At 31.3% G+C, this 22,090-nt stretch carries 23 protein-coding genes and 1 pseudogene; 7 read left to right on the top strand and 17 right to left on the bottom strand.

The window, feature by feature from the left end; translation table 11 throughout:
* Positions 1 to 6 precede the first annotated feature (6 nt).
* The 14 genes from nuoH to BGS43_RS02985 all read right to left on the bottom strand — a co-directional run bounded on the left by nuoH (position 7) and on the right by BGS43_RS02985 (position 14,890).
* Positions 7 to 1,005: an NADH-quinone oxidoreductase subunit NuoH gene (gene nuoH / locus BGS43_RS03050; protein ID WP_044600594.1), complete on the bottom strand. Its 999-nt coding sequence runs from the start codon at positions 1,003 to 1,005 to the stop codon at positions 7 to 9.
* The gene (locus tag BGS43_RS03045) at positions 998 to 3,460 is read right to left on the bottom strand and encodes an NADH-quinone oxidoreductase subunit G (protein WP_025398669.1); all 2,463 of its coding nucleotides are present in this window, start codon (positions 3,458 to 3,460) and stop codon (positions 998 to 1,000) included. The genes nuoH and BGS43_RS03045 overlap by 8 nt, the downstream gene beginning before the upstream one ends.
* The gene (locus BGS43_RS03040) at positions 3,457 to 4,149 is read right to left on the bottom strand and encodes a hypothetical protein (RefSeq protein WP_002824980.1); all 693 of its coding nucleotides are present in this window, start codon (positions 4,147 to 4,149) and stop codon (positions 3,457 to 3,459) included. Before BGS43_RS03040 ends, BGS43_RS03045 begins: the two co-directional genes overlap by 4 nt.
* Positions 4,146 to 4,373 carry an NADH-ubiquinone oxidoreductase subunit E family protein gene (locus tag BGS43_RS03035; RefSeq protein ID WP_002824979.1) on the bottom strand — a complete coding sequence of 76 codons (228 nt, stop codon included), beginning with the start codon at positions 4,371 to 4,373 and terminating at the stop codon, positions 4,146 to 4,148. Before BGS43_RS03035 ends, BGS43_RS03040 begins: the two co-directional genes overlap by 4 nt.
* On the bottom strand, positions 4,370 to 5,596 hold the full coding sequence (gene nuoD / locus BGS43_RS03030; RefSeq protein ID WP_057040268.1) for an NADH dehydrogenase (quinone) subunit D: 1,227 nt from the start codon (positions 5,594 to 5,596) through the stop codon (positions 4,370 to 4,372). Before nuoD ends, BGS43_RS03035 begins: the two co-directional genes overlap by 4 nt.
* Position 5,597: 1 nt before the next feature.
* Positions 5,598 to 6,392, bottom strand: coding sequence for an NADH-quinone oxidoreductase subunit C (locus BGS43_RS03025; RefSeq protein ID WP_096568717.1), 795 nt, complete (start codon positions 6,390 to 6,392; stop codon positions 5,598 to 5,600).
* The gene (locus BGS43_RS03020) at positions 6,389 to 6,892 is read right to left on the bottom strand and encodes a NuoB/complex I 20 kDa subunit family protein (RefSeq protein WP_002824974.1); all 504 of its coding nucleotides are present in this window, start codon (positions 6,890 to 6,892) and stop codon (positions 6,389 to 6,391) included. Before BGS43_RS03020 ends, BGS43_RS03025 begins: the two co-directional genes overlap by 4 nt.
* The gene (locus BGS43_RS03015; RefSeq protein ID WP_002824972.1) at positions 6,874 to 7,263 is read right to left on the bottom strand and encodes an NAD(P)H-quinone oxidoreductase subunit 3; all 390 of its coding nucleotides are present in this window, start codon (positions 7,261 to 7,263) and stop codon (positions 6,874 to 6,876) included. Before BGS43_RS03015 ends, BGS43_RS03020 begins: the two co-directional genes overlap by 19 nt.
* 117 nt (positions 7,264 to 7,380) lie before the next feature.
* The gene (locus tag BGS43_RS03010; protein ID WP_002824971.1) at positions 7,381 to 8,046 is read right to left on the bottom strand and encodes an ATP-binding cassette domain-containing protein; all 666 of its coding nucleotides are present in this window, start codon (positions 8,044 to 8,046) and stop codon (positions 7,381 to 7,383) included.
* Positions 8,039 to 8,749, bottom strand: coding sequence for an ATP-binding cassette domain-containing protein (locus BGS43_RS03005; protein ID WP_002824969.1), 711 nt, complete (start codon positions 8,747 to 8,749; stop codon positions 8,039 to 8,041). The genes BGS43_RS03010 and BGS43_RS03005 overlap by 8 nt, the downstream gene beginning before the upstream one ends.
* The gene (locus BGS43_RS03000) at positions 8,746 to 9,501 is read right to left on the bottom strand and encodes an ABC transporter permease (protein WP_072219727.1); all 756 of its coding nucleotides are present in this window, start codon (positions 9,499 to 9,501) and stop codon (positions 8,746 to 8,748) included. The genes BGS43_RS03005 and BGS43_RS03000 overlap by 4 nt, the downstream gene beginning before the upstream one ends.
* A 25-nt stretch (positions 9,502 to 9,526) precedes the next feature.
* Entirely contained in the window at positions 9,527 to 10,471 is a 945-nt protein-coding gene (locus BGS43_RS02995) for an ABC transporter permease (protein ID WP_002824965.1), read from the bottom strand.
* A complete protein-coding gene (locus BGS43_RS02990) occupies positions 10,472 to 12,010 on the bottom strand; it encodes an ABC transporter substrate-binding protein (protein WP_096568729.1) in 1,539 nt (512 codons plus the stop codon).
* Positions 12,011 to 12,118: 108 nt separating this feature from the next.
* Positions 12,119 to 14,890: an FAD-binding and (Fe-S)-binding domain-containing protein gene (locus tag BGS43_RS02985; protein WP_096568714.1), complete on the bottom strand. Its 2,772-nt coding sequence runs from the start codon at positions 14,888 to 14,890 to the stop codon at positions 12,119 to 12,121.
* 145 nt (positions 14,891 to 15,035) lie between these two features.
* Here BGS43_RS02985 and cgb point away from each other — a divergent pair, with 145 nt between their 5' ends.
* Positions 15,036 to 15,464, top strand: coding sequence for a single-domain globin Cgb (gene cgb / locus BGS43_RS02980; RefSeq protein WP_025398662.1), 429 nt, complete (start codon positions 15,036 to 15,038; stop codon positions 15,462 to 15,464).
* Between the two features lie 23 nt (positions 15,465 to 15,487).
* On the opposite strand, the gene BGS43_RS02975 is transcribed toward cgb, so the two are convergent.
* The 3 genes and pseudogenes from BGS43_RS02975 to BGS43_RS02965 all read right to left on the bottom strand — a co-directional run bounded on the left by BGS43_RS02975 (position 15,488) and on the right by BGS43_RS02965 (position 18,942).
* Positions 15,488 to 15,961, bottom strand: a complete 474-nt coding sequence (locus BGS43_RS02975; protein WP_002783438.1) for a GlcG/HbpS family heme-binding protein — start codon at positions 15,959 to 15,961, stop codon at positions 15,488 to 15,490.
* Positions 15,962 to 15,970: 9 nt separating this feature from the next.
* On the bottom strand, positions 15,971 to 17,596 hold the full coding sequence (locus tag BGS43_RS02970) for a multidrug ABC transporter permease/ATP-binding protein (protein ID WP_002824957.1): 1,626 nt from the start codon (positions 17,594 to 17,596) through the stop codon (positions 15,971 to 15,973).
* Positions 17,597 to 17,645: 49 nt separating this feature from the next.
* Positions 17,646 to 18,942 (bottom strand): annotated as a pseudogene (locus BGS43_RS02965) (MFS transporter).
* 189 nt (positions 18,943 to 19,131) lie between these two features.
* Between BGS43_RS02965 and infA the strand changes: the two are divergent.
* From infA to BGS43_RS02935, 6 genes are all read left to right on the top strand, one after another.
* The gene (infA, locus tag BGS43_RS02960; RefSeq protein ID WP_002781436.1) at positions 19,132 to 19,350 is read left to right on the top strand and encodes a translation initiation factor IF-1; all 219 of its coding nucleotides are present in this window, start codon (positions 19,132 to 19,134) and stop codon (positions 19,348 to 19,350) included.
* A 170-nt stretch (positions 19,351 to 19,520) separates the two neighbouring features.
* The gene (rpmJ, locus tag BGS43_RS02955; RefSeq protein WP_002781429.1) at positions 19,521 to 19,634 is read left to right on the top strand and encodes a 50S ribosomal protein L36; all 114 of its coding nucleotides are present in this window, start codon (positions 19,521 to 19,523) and stop codon (positions 19,632 to 19,634) included.
* A 2-nt stretch (positions 19,635 to 19,636) separates the two neighbouring features.
* Positions 19,637 to 20,002 carry a 30S ribosomal protein S13 gene (gene rpsM, locus BGS43_RS02950; RefSeq protein WP_002824953.1) on the top strand — a complete coding sequence of 122 codons (366 nt, stop codon included), beginning with the start codon at positions 19,637 to 19,639 and terminating at the stop codon, positions 20,000 to 20,002.
* A 9-nt stretch (positions 20,003 to 20,011) separates the two neighbouring features.
* A complete protein-coding gene (rpsK, locus tag BGS43_RS02945) occupies positions 20,012 to 20,404 on the top strand; it encodes a 30S ribosomal protein S11 (protein WP_002779544.1) in 393 nt (130 codons plus the stop codon).
* 29 nt (positions 20,405 to 20,433) lie between these two features.
* Positions 20,434 to 21,060: a 30S ribosomal protein S4 gene (rpsD, locus tag BGS43_RS02940; protein ID WP_002779543.1), complete on the top strand. Its 627-nt coding sequence runs from the start codon at positions 20,434 to 20,436 to the stop codon at positions 21,058 to 21,060.
* 13 nt (positions 21,061 to 21,073) lie between these two features.
* Entirely contained in the window at positions 21,074 to 22,087 is a 1,014-nt protein-coding gene (locus BGS43_RS02935; protein WP_002779542.1) for a DNA-directed RNA polymerase subunit alpha, read from the top strand.
* Positions 22,088 to 22,090: the final 3 nt, after the last annotated feature.

The following is a 22,090-nucleotide window of genomic DNA, read 5'->3' as shown; positions in this document are numbered from 1 at the left end:
AAACTCCTATATAAGTACTGCAAAGGCAGTGATTAAAAGATTTAAAACCGCCAAAGGAATTAAAATTAAATAACACATTCTCATCACTTGATCAGGACGAAGTTGTGGAAAAGCTGCTCTAGTCCAAAAATACCAAAAGAAGATAAAACTTGATTTTACTATCATCATAATCCAGCCAGGTATAAAATAAAAATCATTAAAACCGCCCAAAAATAAAAGCGTGATTAAAATCGCCCCTGCTATCATAGAGGCATATTCTCCTATAAAAAACATACCCCATCTCAAACCCGAATACTCCGTACCATAACCCGCAACGATATCGGCTTCATTTTCAGTTAAACAAAGTGGGGTTCTATTGGTTTCGATAAATAAAGCAATCACAAAAAGCGCAAAAGCTAAAGGCTGTTTAAAAATAAGCCATGAAAAAAATCCATCGCTTTGATAATTGTTAATATCTATCAAAGAAAAAGATCCTACAAGCATCACAATAGCTATCAAAGCAAGAGCTCCCACACTCTCATAAGAAATGATAGCTACAAGCCCTCTTGCAGCACCTATGATTGACCATTTGTTATTGCTTGCAAGGCCACCTAAAAATATAGCATAAAAACAAAGCCCCGAAGTTCCTATAACAAAAAGCAAAGCCACATTAATATCGGCAATCAAAGGCTGTATAGTGCGTCCAAACAAAGTAAATTCAGGAAGCATAGGAATAGCCGCTAAAGAAACAAAAGCACAAATAGCTGCAATCAAAGGCGCTATAGCAAAAATCAATTTTTGTGAATTTGAAGGTATGATATCTTCTTTGGTGAAAAGCTTTATCATATCTGCTACAAGTTGGATAAGTCCAAAAGGTCCTACCATATCAGGCCCAATGCGTCTTTGAAAATAAGCCAAAACCTTTCTTTCTGCATAAGTTGCAAGTCCTGCTAAGGTAGCAAAAATTGCAATCACTATAATACACTTAATTAAAGCCTCTAAAGCAAAAAAAGCAAAATCACTCATGACTCGCTCCTAATTTTTCTAAATTTGCCACAATAAATCTTTCATCAAAAAAACTTAGCGTGTCGATTTTTTCGTCAAAATAAGGTAAAAAAGCCCCATTTTTTATGTCTTTATCTATACGCACGCTAAGACTTAATTCCTTATCTTTAATCTTAAGTTTTACAAGATCTTTATCTTGCAAGTTTTTTTCTTTTGCCAAATTCTGACTAACCCCTAAAAAAATCGCTTCATTGGTTGCACTTGCACGATTTGAAAATCTACCAAATTGATAACTAGGATTTGCACTGTAAAGCAAAATTTCATCTTCTTGTAATGTTAAATTTTGCAAATGGGGAGCTATAAATTCATTTTTAGCACTTTTTTTATGGCATTCTAAATTTAAATCATATCCTCTTTTGCATTCTCCACCATTGGTATAAAAATTATCAAGACTATCAAATTCCAAAGGGGAAAAGCCTTTGTTAATAGGAAGTCTTTTGGTGTAATTGATCGTATATTCCTCATCAAAACCTAAAGCATTAGCCAAATCATTTAAAAAATATCCCTTAAATTCTAAAGCAGCGTTAGTTGGTACCACTCTTTTATCATAATTTAAAAAAGTTCCTTCTTGCTGATTTAAACTCGCACTAGCTAAATTTGCATGCTCTTCATAAGAAAAACTAAAATCACCTTTTTCATTATAGCCTAAAGTCTTGCCTTCTTGTGTGTTTTTATCCAAATCACAAATCATAGCCACACCTAAGGTATTAGTATGCGTAGGATTTAAAAAGACTTTAAAAGGAGTGGTATTTTGGATCAAAGCAAGTAATTTAGCAAGTTTTTTCGCATTTTTATGAAAATAAAAATCATTCCCTATAACAAGAGTAAAATTTGCTTTTTTAAGCAATAAATCTTCTAATTTATCTTCATCTATGCCTAAATTTTTAGCAAAAACAGAGCGTTGTACTTCTATGATTTTTTTCACTTTCTTAGGCACGACTTTTTTTACTTCTTTTTGAATTTCATTGCCTTCTTCATCTTTTTCTATGACTTGTTCTACAACTTCTTCGTTGATGCTTTCTTCTATTTCTTTATTTTCATTTATAAAAAATTCAGCCAAATTTGCTTTTATATTTTCATCTTGAGTGAATTTTTGAAGCAAGAAATATAAAATTTGCTCCTCATCTCCACTTTTATGAGTATGTGAAATGAAATTTTTAGAATACTTTGCAATGCCTGTATCTTCTATAGGATGAAAATAAAGTCCCGAGCCTTTATTCATCACTAAGGCATTGTTGATTTTATAGCTAAGCGTAGGTGCATCGTATCTTAAAAGCGTTCCTGCAACGACTAAGAAATCGCTTTTTGTGATATCTTGGGTTGTAGCATTATAAAACTCACCGCCATTGCTTATAAATTCTTCCAAAAAGTCTTTAAATTTTAAAGCTTCGTTATTGATAAGATTTAAGCCAAATTTCTTTTTTAAATTTTGTAAAATCAAAGCTTCTTCATTGGTAATAAAACTATTAAATTTAATGTTTTTAATTTCATTTTTCTCAAAAAGCTCCACAAGTTCTTTAAAGGCTTTTTCATCTTTATCCGCCTCATTTTGCGTATCAAAAGCAAACCTTGCAGCCTTATTTAAACTCGCAAAGGCAAAATCATTACTCACACGATAAATTTTTTCTTTTTGATTGCTAATGCCGCTTTGCTTAATATCATAATACATCAACTCACAATCGCTTGAATGTGGATTTGAAGCAGGGATTCTTTTAAGTTCCCAAATATTTGAAGTGTATTGAAATTTCGAACCTATTAAAGCTCCTGTTGGGCATACGCTTGTACATTCTCCACAAAATGAACAATCAAGCGTGTCGCCATTTGCAGGGCCTATCAAACTTTTTTGAAATTTCGTCCAAATCGCATAAGCATCTTTACCCATACTTTCTTTAAAGCTATTATCTACACTATCACCTCCGCGAGGCACTGTTTTTAAAGCACTTTCGCCGATTTTATCCTTACAAACTGTAATGCAACGCTCACATACTATACAAAGTGCAGGATCGTAATTAATCATTCCCCAATGTTTATGCGGTTTATGCGTATCTTTAATCCAATGTCTTTGGATATTTACACGGCTTTTGTGAGTGAAATTTTGCAATTCACATTCACCTGATTTATCACAAACCCCGCATTCTAAAGGATGGTTAATACAATAAGCTTGCATGATCTCATTTCTTTCATCCCAAAGATTTTGTAAATCACTTTCTACAACCATACCCTCTTTTGCTTTAGTATTGCAAGAATACACTTTTTTACCATCAGCCTCTACCATACACATACGACAAGCCAAAGTCGGGCTACAGCCTGAAAGATAGCAAATCGCTGGGATAAAAATATCATTTCTTCTTGCTATATTTAAAATATATTCGCCTTCTTCAAAGGCGCAATCTATACCATTAATCTTAACTGTCATTTTGCTTCCTTTATGCGAATTGGAGTAAAATCAAAACCATTATTTTCATAATTTAAAAAAGCTATGGTGCCTTGTAAATTTTCATCTAAACAAAGCTTAGTTTTAAAACTAAAATCTTTAGCTAAAATTTCAACTTCACTTTGATCTTTGCATTTTGCAATTTGTAAAAATTGCTTTGAACAATGTAAATTTTTATCTTGCAAATTTGCTCTAAAAAGCACTAACCCGTCATAATTATCGAGTTCTTTTAGGGTGTTTAATTTTGCCTTTTTAAAATCGCATTCTTTTTCATTGCTGTCTAAAATCTTTAATCCATATTTTACACTTAGGAAATTCAAAAAATATTTGATATTTTCACTATCTTTATAAGAATGGATATTTTTATCTATAATTAAATACTTAACCTCTTTTAAAAAAGCAAGCACTTCGCCTGCTTCTTCCTCTCCAAAACAAGATTCAGCACTTAAATATCCCTCATCTAAATCGCAAAATTGTCCTTCATCGCTTAATTTACAAAGCAAGGCCAAAACAAAACTCAAACTTGCAATTTCGCATTTGTAAAATTTAGCTTTTAAGTTTTTATCTTCCAAACAAGAAATATTAATGCTATTTACACCTATTTTTTCACATAAATTTTTGTTTTTAAGGCTTGGCATATCTAAAAAACAAAGAGCATTATCATAAATCATACTCTCTCCTTTTTTATAACAATAGTCCAATCGACTTGATTAAATTTCAAAGAATTTAAAAGCTCACAGCCTTGTTCTTTTACAAAAGAAAAACTTTTTTCAACAGGAGAAAAATCGCCGATTTCAAAAAGCACCACTAAAACCTCACCTTGTTTTGCTTCTTTTATGATTTGTGCTAAATCTTCAAAAAGCTCTTTGCTTTTTCTTAAATCTACCCTTCTCATCGATCTATCTCACCTAAAACTATATTTACATTTCCCATAATGGCCACAACATCAGCCAAATAAGTCCCCACAAGCATTTCTTCAAAAAATGCACAATGCCAATAACTAGGCGTTCTAGCCTTTAAACGATAAGGCCTTCCCGTACCATCACTATGGATAAAAAATCCAAGCTCACCCTTAGGACTTTCAGTTGGCACATAAACTTCACCCTTTGGAGGTTTTAAACCTTGAGTTATAAGCACAAAATGCTGCATTAAAGAATAATTTTGCGTTAAAATTTGCTCTTTTGAACTGCTGACATATTCAGGATGATTGGCCAAAATTTCAGGCGGAGTATCTTTGTAAAGCGCGGCGCATTGTCTAAGTATTTTAAGACTTTCACGAAATTCTTGCATATAAACTTTATATCTTGCATAAGAATCCCCTTGCGTAGCATAAGGCACACCAAATTCAACTTCATTATAAAGCAAATAAGGCTCTTCTTTGCGTATATCGTATTTTATGCCACTTCCTCTTAACATCACACCCGTACAACCCCAATTTAAGGCTTGTTCTTTAGTAACCACACCTACATTTTCAGTTCTTAAACGCCAAATTCTATTATCATCTAAAAGATCTTCATAATCTTTTAAATCATTTGGAAATTTATCGCAAAATGCAAGCATTTCTTCTAAATAATTCTCAGGTAAATCAAGCATAACCCCGCCTATTCTCATAGAAGAATGTGTAAGTCTTGCTCCACAATATTTTTCTATCAAATCCAAAACATACTCGCGTTCTCTAAAGCAATACAAAAATACACTCATCGCCCCAATATCAAGTGCGTGAGTTGCAAGCCAAAGCAAATGCGATGCGATGCGATTAAGCTCTAAAAGTATCATTCTTATCACTGCTGCACGGCGTGGAATTTCTAAGCCGCAAAGCTTTTCAACAGCTGCACAATAAGCGTAATTATTAGCCGACGCAGCGATATAATCCATCCTATCAGTTGTCGGGATAAACTCTTGATATATCATATTTTCAGCCATTTTTTCCATACCACGATGCATATAGCCTATGGTAGGGCGCGCTTTTACAACCTGCTCTCCATCAAGCTCTAAAATAAGGCGTAAATTTCCATGTGCTGAAGGGTGTTGCGGCCCTAAATTAATAATCATTTTTGAGTCTTCTTGCTCAAAAGCTATATTTTCATAATAAGGTTTTAACTTGCTAGGAATTTGCATCTTAACGCCTTTTGTCTAAAATTTTTGCTTCGTCGCGTTTGACTTTTTTTACAAAAGCAACGCCTCCATCTTCTTGATACTCTTGTTTAAAAGATACCTCTTTTCTAGATCCGCCTTTTGGTACTTCATGATACAATCTTGCAAAATTGAGTGTATCTTTATCATCTGCAAAACCTGGATCTCTTTGCTCGACTCCTACGACTTCGCGATATTCTTTACCAAAAATTTTATCAATCTCATACCATCTTGCAAACTCATCGCCCTTTAAAGGATAAGTTTTCAAAAGCGGATGTCCAAACCAATCATCAGGCATTAAAATGCGTTTTAAATTGGGATGATTTATGATGAAAATTCCAAACATATCATAAATTTCTCTCTCACTCCAATTTGCCCCTTTAAAAACATGAGCCACGCTTTGTAAACGCTCTTTTACGCCTACAAAAGTTTTTATTCTCACTCTTAATTTTTTTTCTAAATTTAAAAGCTGATAAAACACTTCAAAACCATTTTTATCGGCTACAAAATCAATAGCGCTTGCTTCTGTAAAACTTAAATACCCTAAAGTTTTAAGCATTTGCAGGGTTTTAACATTGTCTTCTTTTTTAATTTCTATTACCCAAAAATCAAGTTCTACAAAGGAATTTAAAATTTCTACTTGAGTTTTTAAAACTTCAAAATCCTCTTTAAAAACACTTTCATTAACATCAGATTTTACAGTGTGTGGCGCATGATAAAATCTATCTTTGTAGTAATTTTGAGTTTGAGCATTTTTTTTATCGCTATACTTTCTCATTATACCAACCTTTTAGGTGCGATTTTACGACTTGCTTTTTCTTTGCGGATCTTTTTTTGCAAAATCATCAAAGCAAACTGAAAACTTTCGGGGCGTGGAGCACAGCCTGGCACATAAATATCTACAGGTATAATTCTGTCCACTCCTTGAACAGTAGAATAAGTATTAAACATACCGCCTGTATTGGCACAACTTCCCATAGAAATCACCCATTTAGGATCAGGCATTTGATCATAAAGTCTTCTTGTAAATTCAGCATGCTTTTTACATAAAGTTCCTGCGATAATCATTACTTCACTATGGCGTGGCGAAGCTCTAAAAATCGTTCCAAATCTATCAAAATCATATCTTGAACCCCCAGCCGCCATCATCTCAATCGCACAACAGGCAAGTCCATAAGATAAAGCCCATAAAGAATTACTCCTACCCCATTGAACTAGTTTATCAACACTAGTTAAAACTACGGGTAAACCACTTGCATAATTTATTTGATGCTCTGCCATGCAAACGCTCCTTTTTTATAAGCATATAAAAATCCAACTCCTAAAAGTACGATAAAAACAAAAACTTCTAAAAGTCCAAACCAACCTAAATCTTTAAAAATCAATGCCCAAGGAAACAAAAACACAACTTCTATATCCAAAAGTATGAAGATTAAGGCGATGATGAAAAATTGAGAGTTAATCTTGTTAGCTTGTTTAACAGGAATAGGACCACATTCATAAATTCCAAGTCCTAATTTTTTACGATTTTTTGCGGCAAAATTATTACCGATTTTTGAAGCTAAAAAAACCAGTCCAAAAAAAATAACACTAGCAAGTACTAGCATTAAAAAAATACCAAAATAAGGATGCGAAGCATCAATGTGGGACATTTTTTCTCCTTTTTTTAAACACTTTGAATCACTTCACAACAAAAAATAAAATTTACACACTTTGTTCTATTTTACTCTAAACTTTCTATATTGAAACTTAATAAGAATAAATATTGTTTAAAGTTTCATTTTTTTACACTTAAAGTTAACAAAAAACTCATCTTGATGAGTGATAAAAATATAAGAAATCAAATTTTCTTGCTGATAATGGTATAAAAATTTTAAGATTTCTTTTGAATTTTTTATATCAAGACTAGAAGTAATTTCATCTAAAATAAGCACTTTTGGCTCTAAGATCAAAGCGCGGATAAGTCCCACGCGAGTGGCTTCTCCTCCACTTAACTCATAGGGTTTTTGCTCTAAAATTTGTTTTTTTAAGTTAAAGCGATCAAAAAATTCTAAAATCTTTTCTTGCTCTTTTTTTATATTGAAATTTTCTAGACCATCTTGGATAAGATTTTTGATTTTTTTATAAGGATTTAGGGCTGCTTTTTGATCCTGAAAACAATACTGAATTTCTTTTCTTAAAAGTCTTTGTTTTGTTTTATCAAGACTATGGGGATTTAAATTTTTATATATAATTTCTCCAAAACTTGGATTTTCTAAAAAACAAAGTATTCTAGCTAAAGTGCTTTTTCCTGCGCCACTTTGCCCTAAAATCATCAAATTTTCATTCTCTTTTAAAGAAAAATTGATATTTTCAAAAATCAAATGTTTTTCTTTTTTCAAATACCAATGCTTTTTAAACTCATAAAATTTACCTAAATTTTTAACTTCAAGCATGATAAATCCTTAAAAATTCATCCACTCTAAAAAGTTGCGCTTGATTTTTTTCTAAAAAAAGAACCTCATCTGCTAAAGAATTGACTAAATTTAAATCATGTGTGATACAAACTAAGCCTAAAGTATTTTTTAATTCTTTTAATATTTGAATGATTTTTTGCACATTTTCTTTATCTAAAGAAGCTGTAATCTCATCGCAAATTAAAATTTGAGGCTTGCTTAATAAAGCTAGAGCTAAACTCACTCTTCTTGCCATACCCAAACTTAATTCATTTGCATAAGAATGCCACAATAAATCTACATCATCAAAGCCTAATTTTTCAAGCAAATCAAAAGCATATCTTTTACGGTCCTTTTGATTTAATTTTGTATGAGTTTTTAAAATAAGATGAAATAAATTACCTATATCCAAATACGGATAAAGACTAAGCTCCGCATCTTGTAAAACAAGTCCGACTTTAGAACGAAATGCACGAAGTTCGTTTTGATTTAAATTGAAAACAGAAACTTCATTAAAGCTCCATTCATCCGCATTTATTTCAAATTTAGGATCAAGTAGTCTGATTAAGGATTTTCCCAAAAGACTTTTTCCAACCCCACTCTCACCTACAATCATCAAACTCTTAGCTTTTTTAATATCAAAACTTATATTTTCAAAGATCTTTTTTTGATTTAATTTTAGACTTAAATTTCTTACTTTCAAGATCTTACTCCGCCGATTTTTTGCAAATAATTTCCAAGCCATAAAAGGGGCAAAAATAAAAACATAAGAGCTAAAAGTGGAAACAATATCATCCACCAAGCACCTATAAAAATAGCCTTTGAAGATTCATTGAGTAAAATTCCTAAAGTCGGTATATTAAAACCAAGACCTAAGCCAAAAAAACTTAAAGTCGCTTCAGTGGCTATGGCATGAATGATATTAAATATAAAAAGAACAAATATTAAAGATTTTAAAGCTGGCAATAAATCCTTAAAAAAAGCTCTGAATTTAGTCCTTCCTAACACTATACTTGCTTTATAAAAGTCTAAATTTTCTAGTCTTTTTAACTCGCTTTCTACAATCCTTGCTATAAAAGGCCAATGCACTAAAGCGATGAGAAAAATCATTAAAAACATATTTACACCCACAAAACTTTGAAAAAACATCATCAACAAAAAAGCAGGCAAAGCTAAAAAAAGATCTAAAATTCGCATCCAAAAAGTATAAAAAAAACATCTTGCTAAAAATAAATAAAAAAGAGCAAAAAATATAGACAAAAAAGAACTACAAATTCCTATAAATAAAGAAATTCTCAAAGCAAAAAGCAAACGCGAAAATACATCTCTACCTAAAAAATCAGTCCCTAGATAATAAGTTAAATTAGGAGCTTGGTGCAAATGATTTAAATGACTTTCTAAAACATCAAAAGGAGCCAGTAAAGGCGCAAACAAAGCACTTAAAATCAAAAACATTAAAGGCGTAAGAAAAAGTATTATCTTAAACAAATTTCAACCTTTTTAATCTTGGATTTAAAATCCAAGCAAAAACATCGCTTAAAAATGTAAAAAAAGCAGCAAGTAAAACACTAAAAAATATCAAAGCCAAAGCCATAGGAAAATCCTTAAAAAGAATGCTTTCAAAAAGCAAACTCCCAAGCCCCTCATAAGCAAAAACACTCTCAACCACATAAGTTCCCATCATAAAACTTAAAGCACTGCCTCCAAAATAAGCTATAATAGGGCTTAAAGAATATCTTAAAACCAAAAAATAAATATCTTTTTCCCTTAAGGCTCTAGCGTATAAATTTTGAACAAAAATTTGCGAAAAAGTTTCATTGATAAAATTTCTAGCTATGCGTAAAAACAAAGCTAAATGCGATAAAACAAGCACTAAAACAGGCAAAATAAGATGTTTTAAGCGGTTAAAAAAATCATCTTCAAGACCTATATCGCTCGTCCCTGTTATAGGTAAAACCTGCCAAAAAATTCCAAAAATCAAAACAAAAAATAAAGCCAAAACAAAAGGCGGTAAAGCAAAAAAGTTAAAGGCTAGAAAAGTGATCAATTTATCTATAAAACTTTCTTTATAATAATGGCCCAAAAGAGCAAGAAAAACACTGAGTAAAAACAAAAGCACTAAGGCACTCAGGCTTAAAATCAAGGTATTTGCCATCCTTTCTTTAATGAGCTTTAAAACACTTTCCCCACTTAAAAAAGAAACACCTAAATCCCCTTTTAAAGCCTTAAAAAGCCAAATTTGATACTGCTCTAGCAAGGGCTTATCTAGCCCTAAATTGGCTTCTATTCTTTGAACTAATTCCTTGCTTTGAGAATTGACTTTATTTGCATACGCTACACTACCTTTACTAAAATAAAGCAAAACAAAGCATAAAAAAGTGCTAAAAAATGCGATAAAAATACTAAAAACTAAGCGTTTTAGCACTTATTTTTTACTCCACTCATAAATATTCCAAGTAAAACCTACTCCATGATGGCCTAAATTTCTTGCTTTAACACCCTCAAGTTTAGCATTATAAACTAAGGCAAAATCAAGATAAGTTAGAAAAATAAAAGGAGGATTTTCATACAAAGCATCAATAAATTCTTTATAATACTTTTTACGCTCTTCCAAATTTAAAGTATTTCTAGCTTTTTGCAAGGCTATATCTACCTTTTTATCATGATAATGTCCAAAATTCCAACCCTCATTATTTAAAGCACTATCTTGCGAACTTTCAAATACCCTAAAAGTGTGAAAATCAGGATCTAAAGGACTTCCCCAGCCTATTAAAAAACTATCTACTTTAGAATAATCAAAACTGCCCGCAGGCTTTGCTACAACCTTAGCTATAACCCCTATTTTTTTAAACTCACTTTGCACAATTCCTGCCAAACTCACCCTTAGAGGATCATTACTCATAGTCCAAATTTCAAATTCTAAAATCTTGCCATCTTTTTCAAAAATACCCTCATCGTTTTTCTTAAAACCTAAAGCCAAAATCAAATCTTGGGCTTTTTTAGGATTATACTCATAAGTTTTAAAGGTTTTAGAATCTGCCCAAGAACGCTCTAAAGGATGATTGGCTACAAAACCATAATCATGCAAAAGATTTTTGACTATACTTTGCTTATCAACAGCATAATTTAAAGCCTTTCTTATTTGAATATCTTTTAAAAATTCATTCTCTAAATTAAACATTAAAGCTCTATAATCAGCAGATCTTTCATGCAAAATTTTAAAATTTTCATCCTTTTTAAAAATATTCAATAAAGAAACATCGATCAAAGCCACATCAATTTTGCCATTTTTAAGCTCTACACTTGCAACTGAAGGATCAAAAATGTGTTTTATAATCAGTCTTGGAGTTTTTACTTTTGTAAGATAAAAATTCTCATTGGCTTTAAACTCTACATATTCGCCCTTTTTCCATTTTACAAATTTATAAGGACCCGTGCCTATGGGGTTTTGATTAAAAGAAGCAGTATTTAAGTCTTTATCACTAAGTAAATGTTTAGGAAGCATTCCTATACTTAAAGCATCTAAAAATGCAGGAAAAGGTTTAGAAAGCGTGATTTTAAGATGATAAGGATTTAAAATTTCTATACTTTTAATATCTTCAAAATTCACATAAACTGAAGAATTATTTTTAGGATTTTTAAAAACTTCAAGACTGAATTTAACATCATCGGCACTAAATTTCACTCCATCGTGCCACAAAACATCTTCACGCAAAAAGATATCATAGCTAAGTCCATCCTTGCTTACATTCCACGACGCAGCTAAATCAGGCTTTAAATTCATATGCTCATCAAAACGCGTAAGTCCTGAAAATACAAGATTAATCACCGCATCATGATCTTCGCTATATGCAGGATTTATCCTTGAAATTTCATTTTCCACAGCTACGATTAAAGTATCTTTTGGAATTTTAGCCTCAAGATTGAAAAACAATAAAAATAGTAAAACAAACCATCTAAGCACTTGCAACTCCTCAAATTTAAAATTAAAAAAATTATAAAATAAAAAATAAGAAGCCACAAGCCCTATAGGGGGATAATTTGCTTTAAATTATGGAGTTTTATTTATCAATTAAATTGCTTCACTGCATTCATCCAATAAATACGCTATATGCTGCCAAGATATACCCGTAGCATCGCTTAATCCTATCTCGCAAGTGCTTGATGTACTAAACCCGCGCTTAATATTTGTTTTGGCATAAAATTTTTTAAAGCCCTTTGTAGCACTAATATTTAATTGAGGCTTGAAAAAGCCCTTGTATCCAGCAAACCCACAACAATAGGTATCATTATCTATTAATACTTTTCCATTCGTACATAGCTTTGCAAGCTTAATTATATTTTCATTTAAACCAAGCTTTCTAGCAGCACACATGATATATAATCCTACATTCTCATTGATTTTATCAATGCGTAACTTAGGAGCAATAAATTTTAATAAATACTCGCTTAAATCATAAATTTCATACTTTGAATGATCACTAATTAACTTAGCACTACAAGCACTATGATCTAACACTATGGGTGAGTCTATATTGCTTAAAAAGTCATTGATTTTTTGTATATTTTTATCTTGAATATCTTGAAAATTCTCATAAGCCTTGCCACAACATAAATCATTGGGTGCATAAATAATGCCTATATTTGCTTTTTTACACAAGCTCTCAAATACTTCTTGCAAACTTCTTTTATCATGCATTTTTTCATTTGGTTTAAAGCTTTTATTAAGACAGCTTGTAAAATAAACCACATTGCAAGCTCTTTTATGACTTTTTAGCTCATAATCATTCACCTTAGGCAAATACGCCCTAGTTCTTGGTATAATGCTAAGAAAATTGCTTGCTTTTCCAAGCTTATTATCAAGACTTAAATTATCAAATTTATTTGCGATACTTAATGAAAATTTAGCAATTTTTAGAGTTTTTTCATGATTTTTATATGCTAGATTTCCTAAAATTTTAGATATAAATCCTATATTATTTTTTCTATATTTTAATGAAAAATCAGCAAAATTAATCCCCAAAGGACATGAAAAAGAGCACACCCCACAAGCAGCACAAGAGCTGTCTACTAAATGATTGTAATATTTTTTAATATCCTTTAATTTTGCTTTTGACTCATCATCATTTAAGCTTTCAAGGCGTTTAATCTCTCGTAAGATCGCAATTCTTTGTCTTGGAGTAATTGTATATTCATTTGATGGACAAAATCTTTCGCAAAATCCACATTCCATACAGGTATTTAATTTCTCATCAATCCAACTGACTTGTTTGATATTTTTCTTATAAATATCTTTATCATCGCTAATGATTACATCGGGATTAAATAAACTATCCTTATCAAAGATACTTTTGATTTTTTTATTGATCAAATAAGCTTGCTTACCCCACTCTACCTCCACAAAAGGTGCCACCATACGCCCTGTGCCGTGTTCAGCTTTTATACTTCCACCATAAGAAGCTACTATATTAGACATTTCTTTAACTAGATTTGAAAAATTATCAAATTCAAGCTTATTGCTTAAATCCGGTGTGATAATAAAATGGATATTGCCCGCTAATGCATGGCCAAAAATGATTCCATTATCACTAAAACCATATTTATAAAACAATTCTTGAATGCTTTTAATTCCATCAGCTAAATCCTCGATATTAAAACACACATCTTCAGTAATTACCGTTGAGCCTGCCTTTCTAAGACTAGCTGCTATAGGCAAGAGTGCTTTTCTAATCTTCCACCATAAATCATATTCGGCCTTATTCTTGCTAAAATATGACTTATAAGCCAGTTTGGAAATTTCTTTTATTTTATTTATATTTTCATCAAGCTTAAGCTCATTACTATGCTCACTTTGGATCAATACACAAGTATTACCCTCTTTAATATCAGCTAAAATATCTCTTAACTCATCATAAGTTGATGCAGCTTTTAAACTTGCATAGTCCATTATTTCAGCAGAACTTACAAAATCAACTTTAGCAAATTCTTTTATAGTGTTTGCAGCATTATTGATATTATCAAAAAACAATAAAGCAGAGGCCTTAAATTCCAAATCATCCAAAACAGCAAGCTTAACTTCGCTTACAAATCCCAAAGTCCCTTCAGAGCCAATAAGCAAGTGTGCTAAAATATCTATTTCATCATCATAATCAACAAAGGCATTAAGGCTATAACCTGTGGTGTTTTTGATTTTAAATTTTTTGATTATTAAATCTTTTAATTCTTTATTGGCATTAATCTCTTCTTTGATCTCTCTAAGTTCATTAATTAATTTTTTATTTTCATCTTTAAATCGAGCCACACTTAAAGCATCGCTGGTATCAAGCATACTACCATTTGCCAAAATCACCCTAATACTTCTTAAGGTTTTATAGCTATTATCCTTAGTTCCACAGCACATTCCGCTTGAGTTGTTATTTATAATCCCTCCAATTAAAGCTGAATTTATAGTAGCTGGATCAGGTCCTATTTTTTTCTTCAAAAAAGCAAGACTTTCATTAGCATGAATGCCTACTACACCACATCCTAAAGTAATTTCGCTAGCGTCTTTGTTAATTTTTATTTTTTTAAAGGCAAATTTAATCACTACAAGTACTCCATCACAAGAGCTTTGTCCACTTAAACTTGTACCTGCTGCTCTAAATGTTATAGGAGTTTTATAAGTATTTGCTAATTGAATAATTTGCTTAATTTCATCTTCATTTTTAGCAATAATCACTATTTTTGGAATATAAAAATAACACGACGCATCAATGCCATAAGCATAGCATCTAGCATAATCATTAAAAATTCTATCCTTAAAAATATACTTAGCCTCATTATAAAAAGCTTTAAAATTTGCCATAGTCCCTCTTTTTAATTTATTATCAATTATATAATTTAATAATTTAAAGATAATTTTAAATTTATATTTTTGAGCATAATTTTAACACAAGTCAATTTTTTTCTCCTTTTTTAAGATATAATATCTCTTTTAAAAAGGAGAAATTATGACAAAAGAACAAATACAAATCATCAAAGATAGTGTGCCTATTTTGCAAAAAAATGGAGCAGATTTAACCACTGAGTTTTATAAAACACTGTTTAATGATTATCCTGAGGTAAAACCTATGTTTAATATGGAAAAACAAATTTCAGGAAAACAACCAAAGGCTTTAGCGATGGGGATTTTAATGGCAGCTAAAAATATAGAAAATTTAGAAAATATGAGAAGCTTTGTTGATGAAGTTGCCATAACTCATGTTGCTTTAGGGGTTAAAGAAGAGCATTATCCTATAGTTGGAGCTTGCCTTTTAAAAACTATCAAAGTAGTATTAAATGCAGATGAAACCACACTAAAAGCTTGGGAAGAAGCTTACAAAGCTATCGCACAATTTTACATAGACATTGAAAAAGAAATTTATGCAAAAGCTGAGTAATCATAGGCTTTGATGTTCAAAGCCTATTTTAAAAATGCTATCCCTGCTTTAGCTATTTTTACATCCTCATCTAAGTGTGCTCCACCCACACCTATACCACCAACAACAACTCCATCTATAAAAATCGGCACCCCACCAGGCATAATGGAAAACTTATCATCTAAATAACGAATATCTTCAGGTATTTTACCATCTTTTACACCTTTAAAAATAACCGCTGTTTCTCTTTTTTGTGAAGTGGCCGTATAAGCTTTTTTATAACTAGCATTAAGTGTATGCACGCCCGCCTTATCATCTCTTAAAACTGCTAAAATTTGGCCAGATTTATCTACTATAGTAATACTTACATAAAAGCCATTTTTTCTTGCTTCTTTCTTTGCAAGCTCCAAAATCCCTTCAACCATTTGTGTAGTTAACACAGGCTCTTTTACAAGCTCAAAAGATTTTGCCATTAAACTTACTCCTAAAAATACACATAAAATGAGTAATTTTTTCATTTTTTTCCTTTAAAATTTTTCTACCGCATTTTTTGCTAGTTCTTTTATATCGCCTTTTAATTCACAAATTTGACCATTTTGTGCAAGTAAAATTCTATCAGCCATATCAAAATACACATCATCATGTGTGATAGCAAAGATTGTTTTACCTTGCTCTTTTAGCAAAGGTAAAAGTTTTTTATAAAAAAATCTTCTAAAAACAGGATCTTGATCAGCCGCCCATTCATCAAGCACTAAAATATCCCTTTCTTCAAGCAAGGCTATAAGCATAGCTAAACGCTTTTTTTGCCCTGTAGAAAGTTTGGTTAAAGTCAGTTCATTATCTTTGACACTTGTTTTATCTTTAAGTTCTAAAAACTCCAACCAAAAAGCAATTTTTTCTTCGCTTGCAAAATTTTCTTTATTTAAGGTTTTAGTAAAAAGATGAAAATCGCTAAAAACAGCAGAAATAAGAGATCTATACTCATCTAAATTTTTATCATCTATAAGCGTATCATCAACATAAATTCCGCCTTTGCTTGGCTTAAAAAGTCCTGTCAAAAGCATACAAAAAGTGGATTTACCACTTCCATTTTTACCTATTAAAAATACCAATTCACCTTTTTTAAGTTCTATATTTACAGGATTTAAATGAAAATTTTCTTCATAAGCAAATTGAGTATTTCTAAAAGAAATTTTTTTCCATTCACTGATATAATGTGTTTTTTTAAAACCTTCTATATAATCATCTAATTCCAATTTTGCGATCTTATCCAAAGCGATTTTTGCCAAAAGCAAAGTAGGAAAAGATCCTATCATAGATACTAAAGGGGTTCGTAAAAACAAAATAGAAAGAGCTATAGTTGTAGTATCTGCAACACTTGCCCATTCAAATTTTAAAGCTAAGTAAAACTCTACACCCACTAAAGCCAAAAGAGTTACATTTGTCCAGTTGTTTGAGAGATTGTTAAAAAGATTACCTAAAGTACTATTTTTCTTTTTTAATCTTGCATTATTTTCAAATTCATCTTCATAATAAAGCTTGGCTCTATCACGATTGATCAAAAGTTCTTTATGTCCATCTAGTATATTTTGGTAATTATTTTGCAAAGCATCATCATTTTCCCTTGCCTTTCTAAAATACTGATATACTTTCATCATCAAAAAATTATTAGTAATAAAAATAACCATAATCCATACCACACACAAAGCAAAAATTTGTGGTGAAAGATAACATAAATAAACACTAGTGCATAAAATCAATATACTTGATTGTAAAAAATCAGGCAATCTTAAAAGCCCAAAAGATATATTTCTCACATCACTTCCCAAAGAAGCTAAAATTCTAGCCTTACCTACTTTAGCGACTCTTAACAAAGGGGTGTCTAAGATCTGCTTTACTACGCGCCTTTGCATTTTAAAAATAAAATTTTGTCCAAAAATACTAAGTCCAAGTTCAACTATGGTAGAACTTATAAAAAAAATCAAAAGCAAAACAATAAAATAAAAAATAGGAATGTTTTGTGCATTTTTAAGCAAATAATCATTGATAAAAACAAGAGTTAAAACTCCAACAGCGCTTGTAATAAAAGAAAAAAGCAAAAAAGAAATCAACTTTAATTTATTTTGCTTAAGTAATTCCATAATAAAAGGCATTTATAAACTCCAAAATATAATTTTAATTATAACACTTTAAGAGTGATTATCAAAATTTTATTTTATCTTTTACTATAAAAACGGCACAAATAGCTAATAACGCTAAAAAAATCATATATATACTCATACCATATAAAAATGGATTTTCATTTTTACTCGCAAGTGTATTAAGCCAAAAAACGAGTTGCGGAGTAATACCGCCTGAAATTGCATAAGCAATATTATAAGAAAAAGAAATTCCTGAAAATCTTATTTTAGCTCTAAAAACTTCACTCATTAAAATAGGTGCGAACACATTAATCCCACCTAAAAAACAAACAATCGAATACAAAATACACACCAAAACCAAATTTTTAAGCTCATATAAAGCATAAAAATATAAAAAAGAAAAAAATACAAAAGCTAAAGAAAAGAAAATGCAAATTTTAAATAAACCAAATTTATCTACAAGATAACCCATAAAAACCCCGCCTAAAGCTATTCCCAAAATTCCTAATATCTGTAAATAACTTCCTTCAACCCCACTTAAATTTAAAATACTGGGCATAAATTTAGGCATTAATAAAACAAGCACAATAACACAACCTGTTAAAACCCAAGTCATCATCATTGATGAAAATAAATTTTTTACAATATCCTTTTCTTTAAATAAATCTTTAAGTGGAAAAGCACTCAAGCTTCGTTCTTTTTGCATTTGTTTAAAAATAGGAGTTTCTTGTAAAAATCTACGCAAATAAATAGAAATAATCCCAAAAATTCCACCCACAAAAAAAGCAATACGCCATGCATAAGCTGCAATTTCTTCAGTACTAAAAAAAGCATTAATCAGTAAAAATACCATACTTCCTAGTAAAATTCCCAAAGCCATAGCCGAATTTAAACAACTCAAAGAAAAAGCCTTTTGATTTTCTTTACAATGTTCCCTCACAAAAACCCAAGCACCGGGCAATTCCCCACCTATAGCTATACCTTGAAAAATTCTTATAAGTATAAGCAAAAACGGCGCTAAAAAACCAAGAGTTTCATAACCAGGTATAAAAGCCAATGTAAAAGTAGGAAGCACCATAAGCAAAATACTTAACATAAACATATTTTTACGCCCAAATTTATCACCAAAATGCGCCATCACTATACCACCTAAAGGGCGCGGCTAAATAACCCGCAGCAAAAGCTCCATAAGTATTTAACAAAGTCCAAAATTCACTCATATCTTTAGGAAAAAATACTTTTGCGATATATTCAGCAAAAAATACAAAGATGATAAAATCATAAAATTCTAAAGTTCCACCTAGTGACGAAAGTCCTAAAATTTTAAATTCTTTTGTGCCTAGTTTTGATTTTTTCATTATTTTATACCTTAAAGAATTTTAAAAATAACCATTATACTACAAATATTTATAAAACAAACAATCATTTTCAATTTAATTTAACCCATTTTGATGATAAAAACCATAAAACATAACTTAAGCAAAATTTTTAATAATTTTTGATAAAATTAGCAGTTTTATTTAAAATTTTAATGAGAGGAGAAAATTTTGGCAAAAGATGATGTGATTGAAATCGATGGCACAGTGCTTGAAGCATTACCTAATGCAAATTTTAAAGTTGAACTTGACAACAAGCATGTGATTTTATGTCATATAGCAGGAAAAATGCGTATGCACTATATAAGAATCATGCCAGGGGATAAAGTTAAAGTTGAACTTACACCTTATAGCCTTGATAAAGGGCGTATCACTTTTAGATATAAATAATATAAGTTATTTAAAAGCTAATTTTAGATAAAATTAGCGTTTTTGCGACAAAATGTATCGAACTATATGAAGAGGTATTTTTAAAATTCACCACTTATTTTAAAAATAGTTGGTTATTCATAAAACCTGATGCAGTCGTAAATGAAGTGGAATTCATTTAAGGAGAACTCATGAAAGTGAGACCATCGGTTAAAAAGATGTGCGACAAGTGCAAAGTAGTTCGCCGTAAAGGCGTGGTTCGCATTATTTGCGAAAATCCAAAACATAAACAAAGACAAGGATAAACATGGCTCGTATCGCAGGTGTGGATTTACCAAAGAAAAAAAGAGTTGAGTATGGACTTACCTATATTTATGGTATAGGACTTTTTACTTCAAGAAAAATCTTAGATAAAACAGGCATTTCTTATGATAAAAGAGTGCATGAACTAAGTGAAGATGAAGCAGCAGCTATCAGAAAAGAAATCCAAGAAAACTATATGGTTGAAGGGGATTTAAGAAAACAAGTTGCTATGGACATAAAAGCACTTATGGATTTAGGAAGCTTTAGAGGCTTAAGACACAGAAAAGGCTTACCAGTTCGCGGACAAAAAACAAAAACAAACGCAAGAACTAGAAAAGGTAAGAGAAAAACTGTTGGTGCAAAATCATAAGGATAAAAGATGGCAAAAAGAAAAATCGTAAAGAAAAAAGTAGTTAAAAAAAATATAGCAAAAGGTATTGTTTATATCAGTGCAACTTTTAACAATACCATGGTAACTGTTACAGATGAAATGGGAAATGCTATCGCTTGGAGTAGTGCAGGCGGTTTAGGATTTAAAGGTTCTAAAAAATCAACTCCTTATGCAGCACAACAAGCAGTAGAAGACGCTTTAAATAAAGCAAAAGAACACGGAATCAAAGAAGTAGGCATTAAAGTGCAAGGACCAGGAAGCGGTAGAGAAACTGCTGTTAAAAGCGTAGGTGCTATGGAAGGAATCAAAGTAACTTTCTTAAAAGATATTACTCCATTAGCTCATAATGGTTGCAGACCGCCTAAGCGTCGTCGTGTCTAAGATATAAGAAAAAATTAGGAGAATTAATTATGGCAAGATATAGAGGACCAGTAGAAAAATTAGAAAGACGCTTTGGTGTTAGCTTAGCATTAAAAGGAGAAAGAAGGCTAGCCGGAAAAAGCGCATTAGATAAACGCCCTTATGCACCAGGACAACACGGAGCAAGAAAAGGTAAAATCAGCGAATACGGACTCCAATTAAGAGAAAAACAAAAAGCTAAATTTATGTATGGAGTAAGCGAAAAACAATTCAGAAGACTTTTTGCAGAAGCTGCTAGAAGAGATGGAAACACAGGGGTTTTACTTATCCAACTTTTAGAGCAAAGACTTGACAATGTAGTTTATAGAATGGGCTTTGCTACAACTCGTCGTTTTGCAAGACAACTTGTAACTCATGGACACATTTTAGTAAATGGAAAAAGAGTAGATATCCCTAGCTTTAGAGTAGAAGCAGGAGCAAAAATCGAAGTAATAGAAAAAAGTAAAAACAATCCTCAAATCACAAGAGCGATCGAGCTTACTGCTCAAACAGGTATCGTTGCTTGGGTAGATGTGGAAAAAGATAAAAGATTTGGAATTTTCACTAGAAAACCTGAAAGAGAAGAAGTTATCATTCCAGTAGAGGAAAGATTCATCGTTGAGCTTTACTCTAAATAATAGGGGCTAAATCATGAGAAACATTACAACATCTGCTTATACGCCGACAGAATTCACTATAGAAAATATTAGTGATACTGTGGCTAAAATCAGTGCATGGCCTTTTGAGATCGGCTATGGTATTACCCTAGCCCATCCTTTACGCCGTTTACTTTATACTAGCACTATAGGCTATGCTCCAACTGCTATTCATATCGATGGCGTGGCGCATGAATTTGATAGTATGCGTGGTATGCTTGAAGATGTAGCACTTTTTATCATCAATCTTAAAAAATTACGCTTCAAACTTAAAAGTGATTCTAATAAAGAAATCGTTGAGTTTAGTTTCAAAGGCCCTAAAGAAATTTATGGCAAAGATTTAAATAATGATCAAGTTGAAGTCGTAAATACAGATGCATATTTAGCAACGATCAATGAAGATGCTGAACTTAAATTTACTCTTATCATAGAAAAAGGCATTGGTTATGTACCAAGCGAAGAGATTAAAGAGCTTTTAAATGATCCAAAATTCATAGCTCTTGATGCTTTTTTCACTCCTGTAAGAGAGGCGACTTATGATATTGAGAAAGTTTTATTTGAAGATAATCCTGACTATGAAAAAGTAGTTTTAACAGTAACTACTGATGGACAAATCACTCCAAACGAAGCTTTTCAAAATGCTTTAGAAGCTATGTATAAGCAATTATCAGTATTTGATAAGATTACAAATGTTAGAAGCATCATAAAAAGTCAAGCTACAAGCAATGAATTAGAAAATACTAAATTATTGCAAAATATTACTGATCTAAATTTAAGTGCAAGAAGTTACAATTGCCTTGAAAAAGCAGGAATTGTTTATATCGGAGAGCTTGCTTTAATGAGCGTTAATGAACTTGCTGGACTTAAAAATTTAGGCAAAAAATCTTTAGATGAAATCAAAAGCATTATGGAAAGCATAGGCTTCCCTGTGGGTACTTCTAAGCTTAGTGATAATAAAGATTTGCTTAAGAAAAAAATCGATGAATTAAAAGCACAAAACGAAGGATAAAGA

The organism is Campylobacter sp. 110 (assembly GCF_002383965.1).
Classification (GTDB): Bacteria; Campylobacterota; Campylobacteria; order Campylobacterales; family Campylobacteraceae; genus Campylobacter_D; species Campylobacter_D coli.
This window is presented reverse-complemented; position numbering and strand designations above follow the sequence as displayed.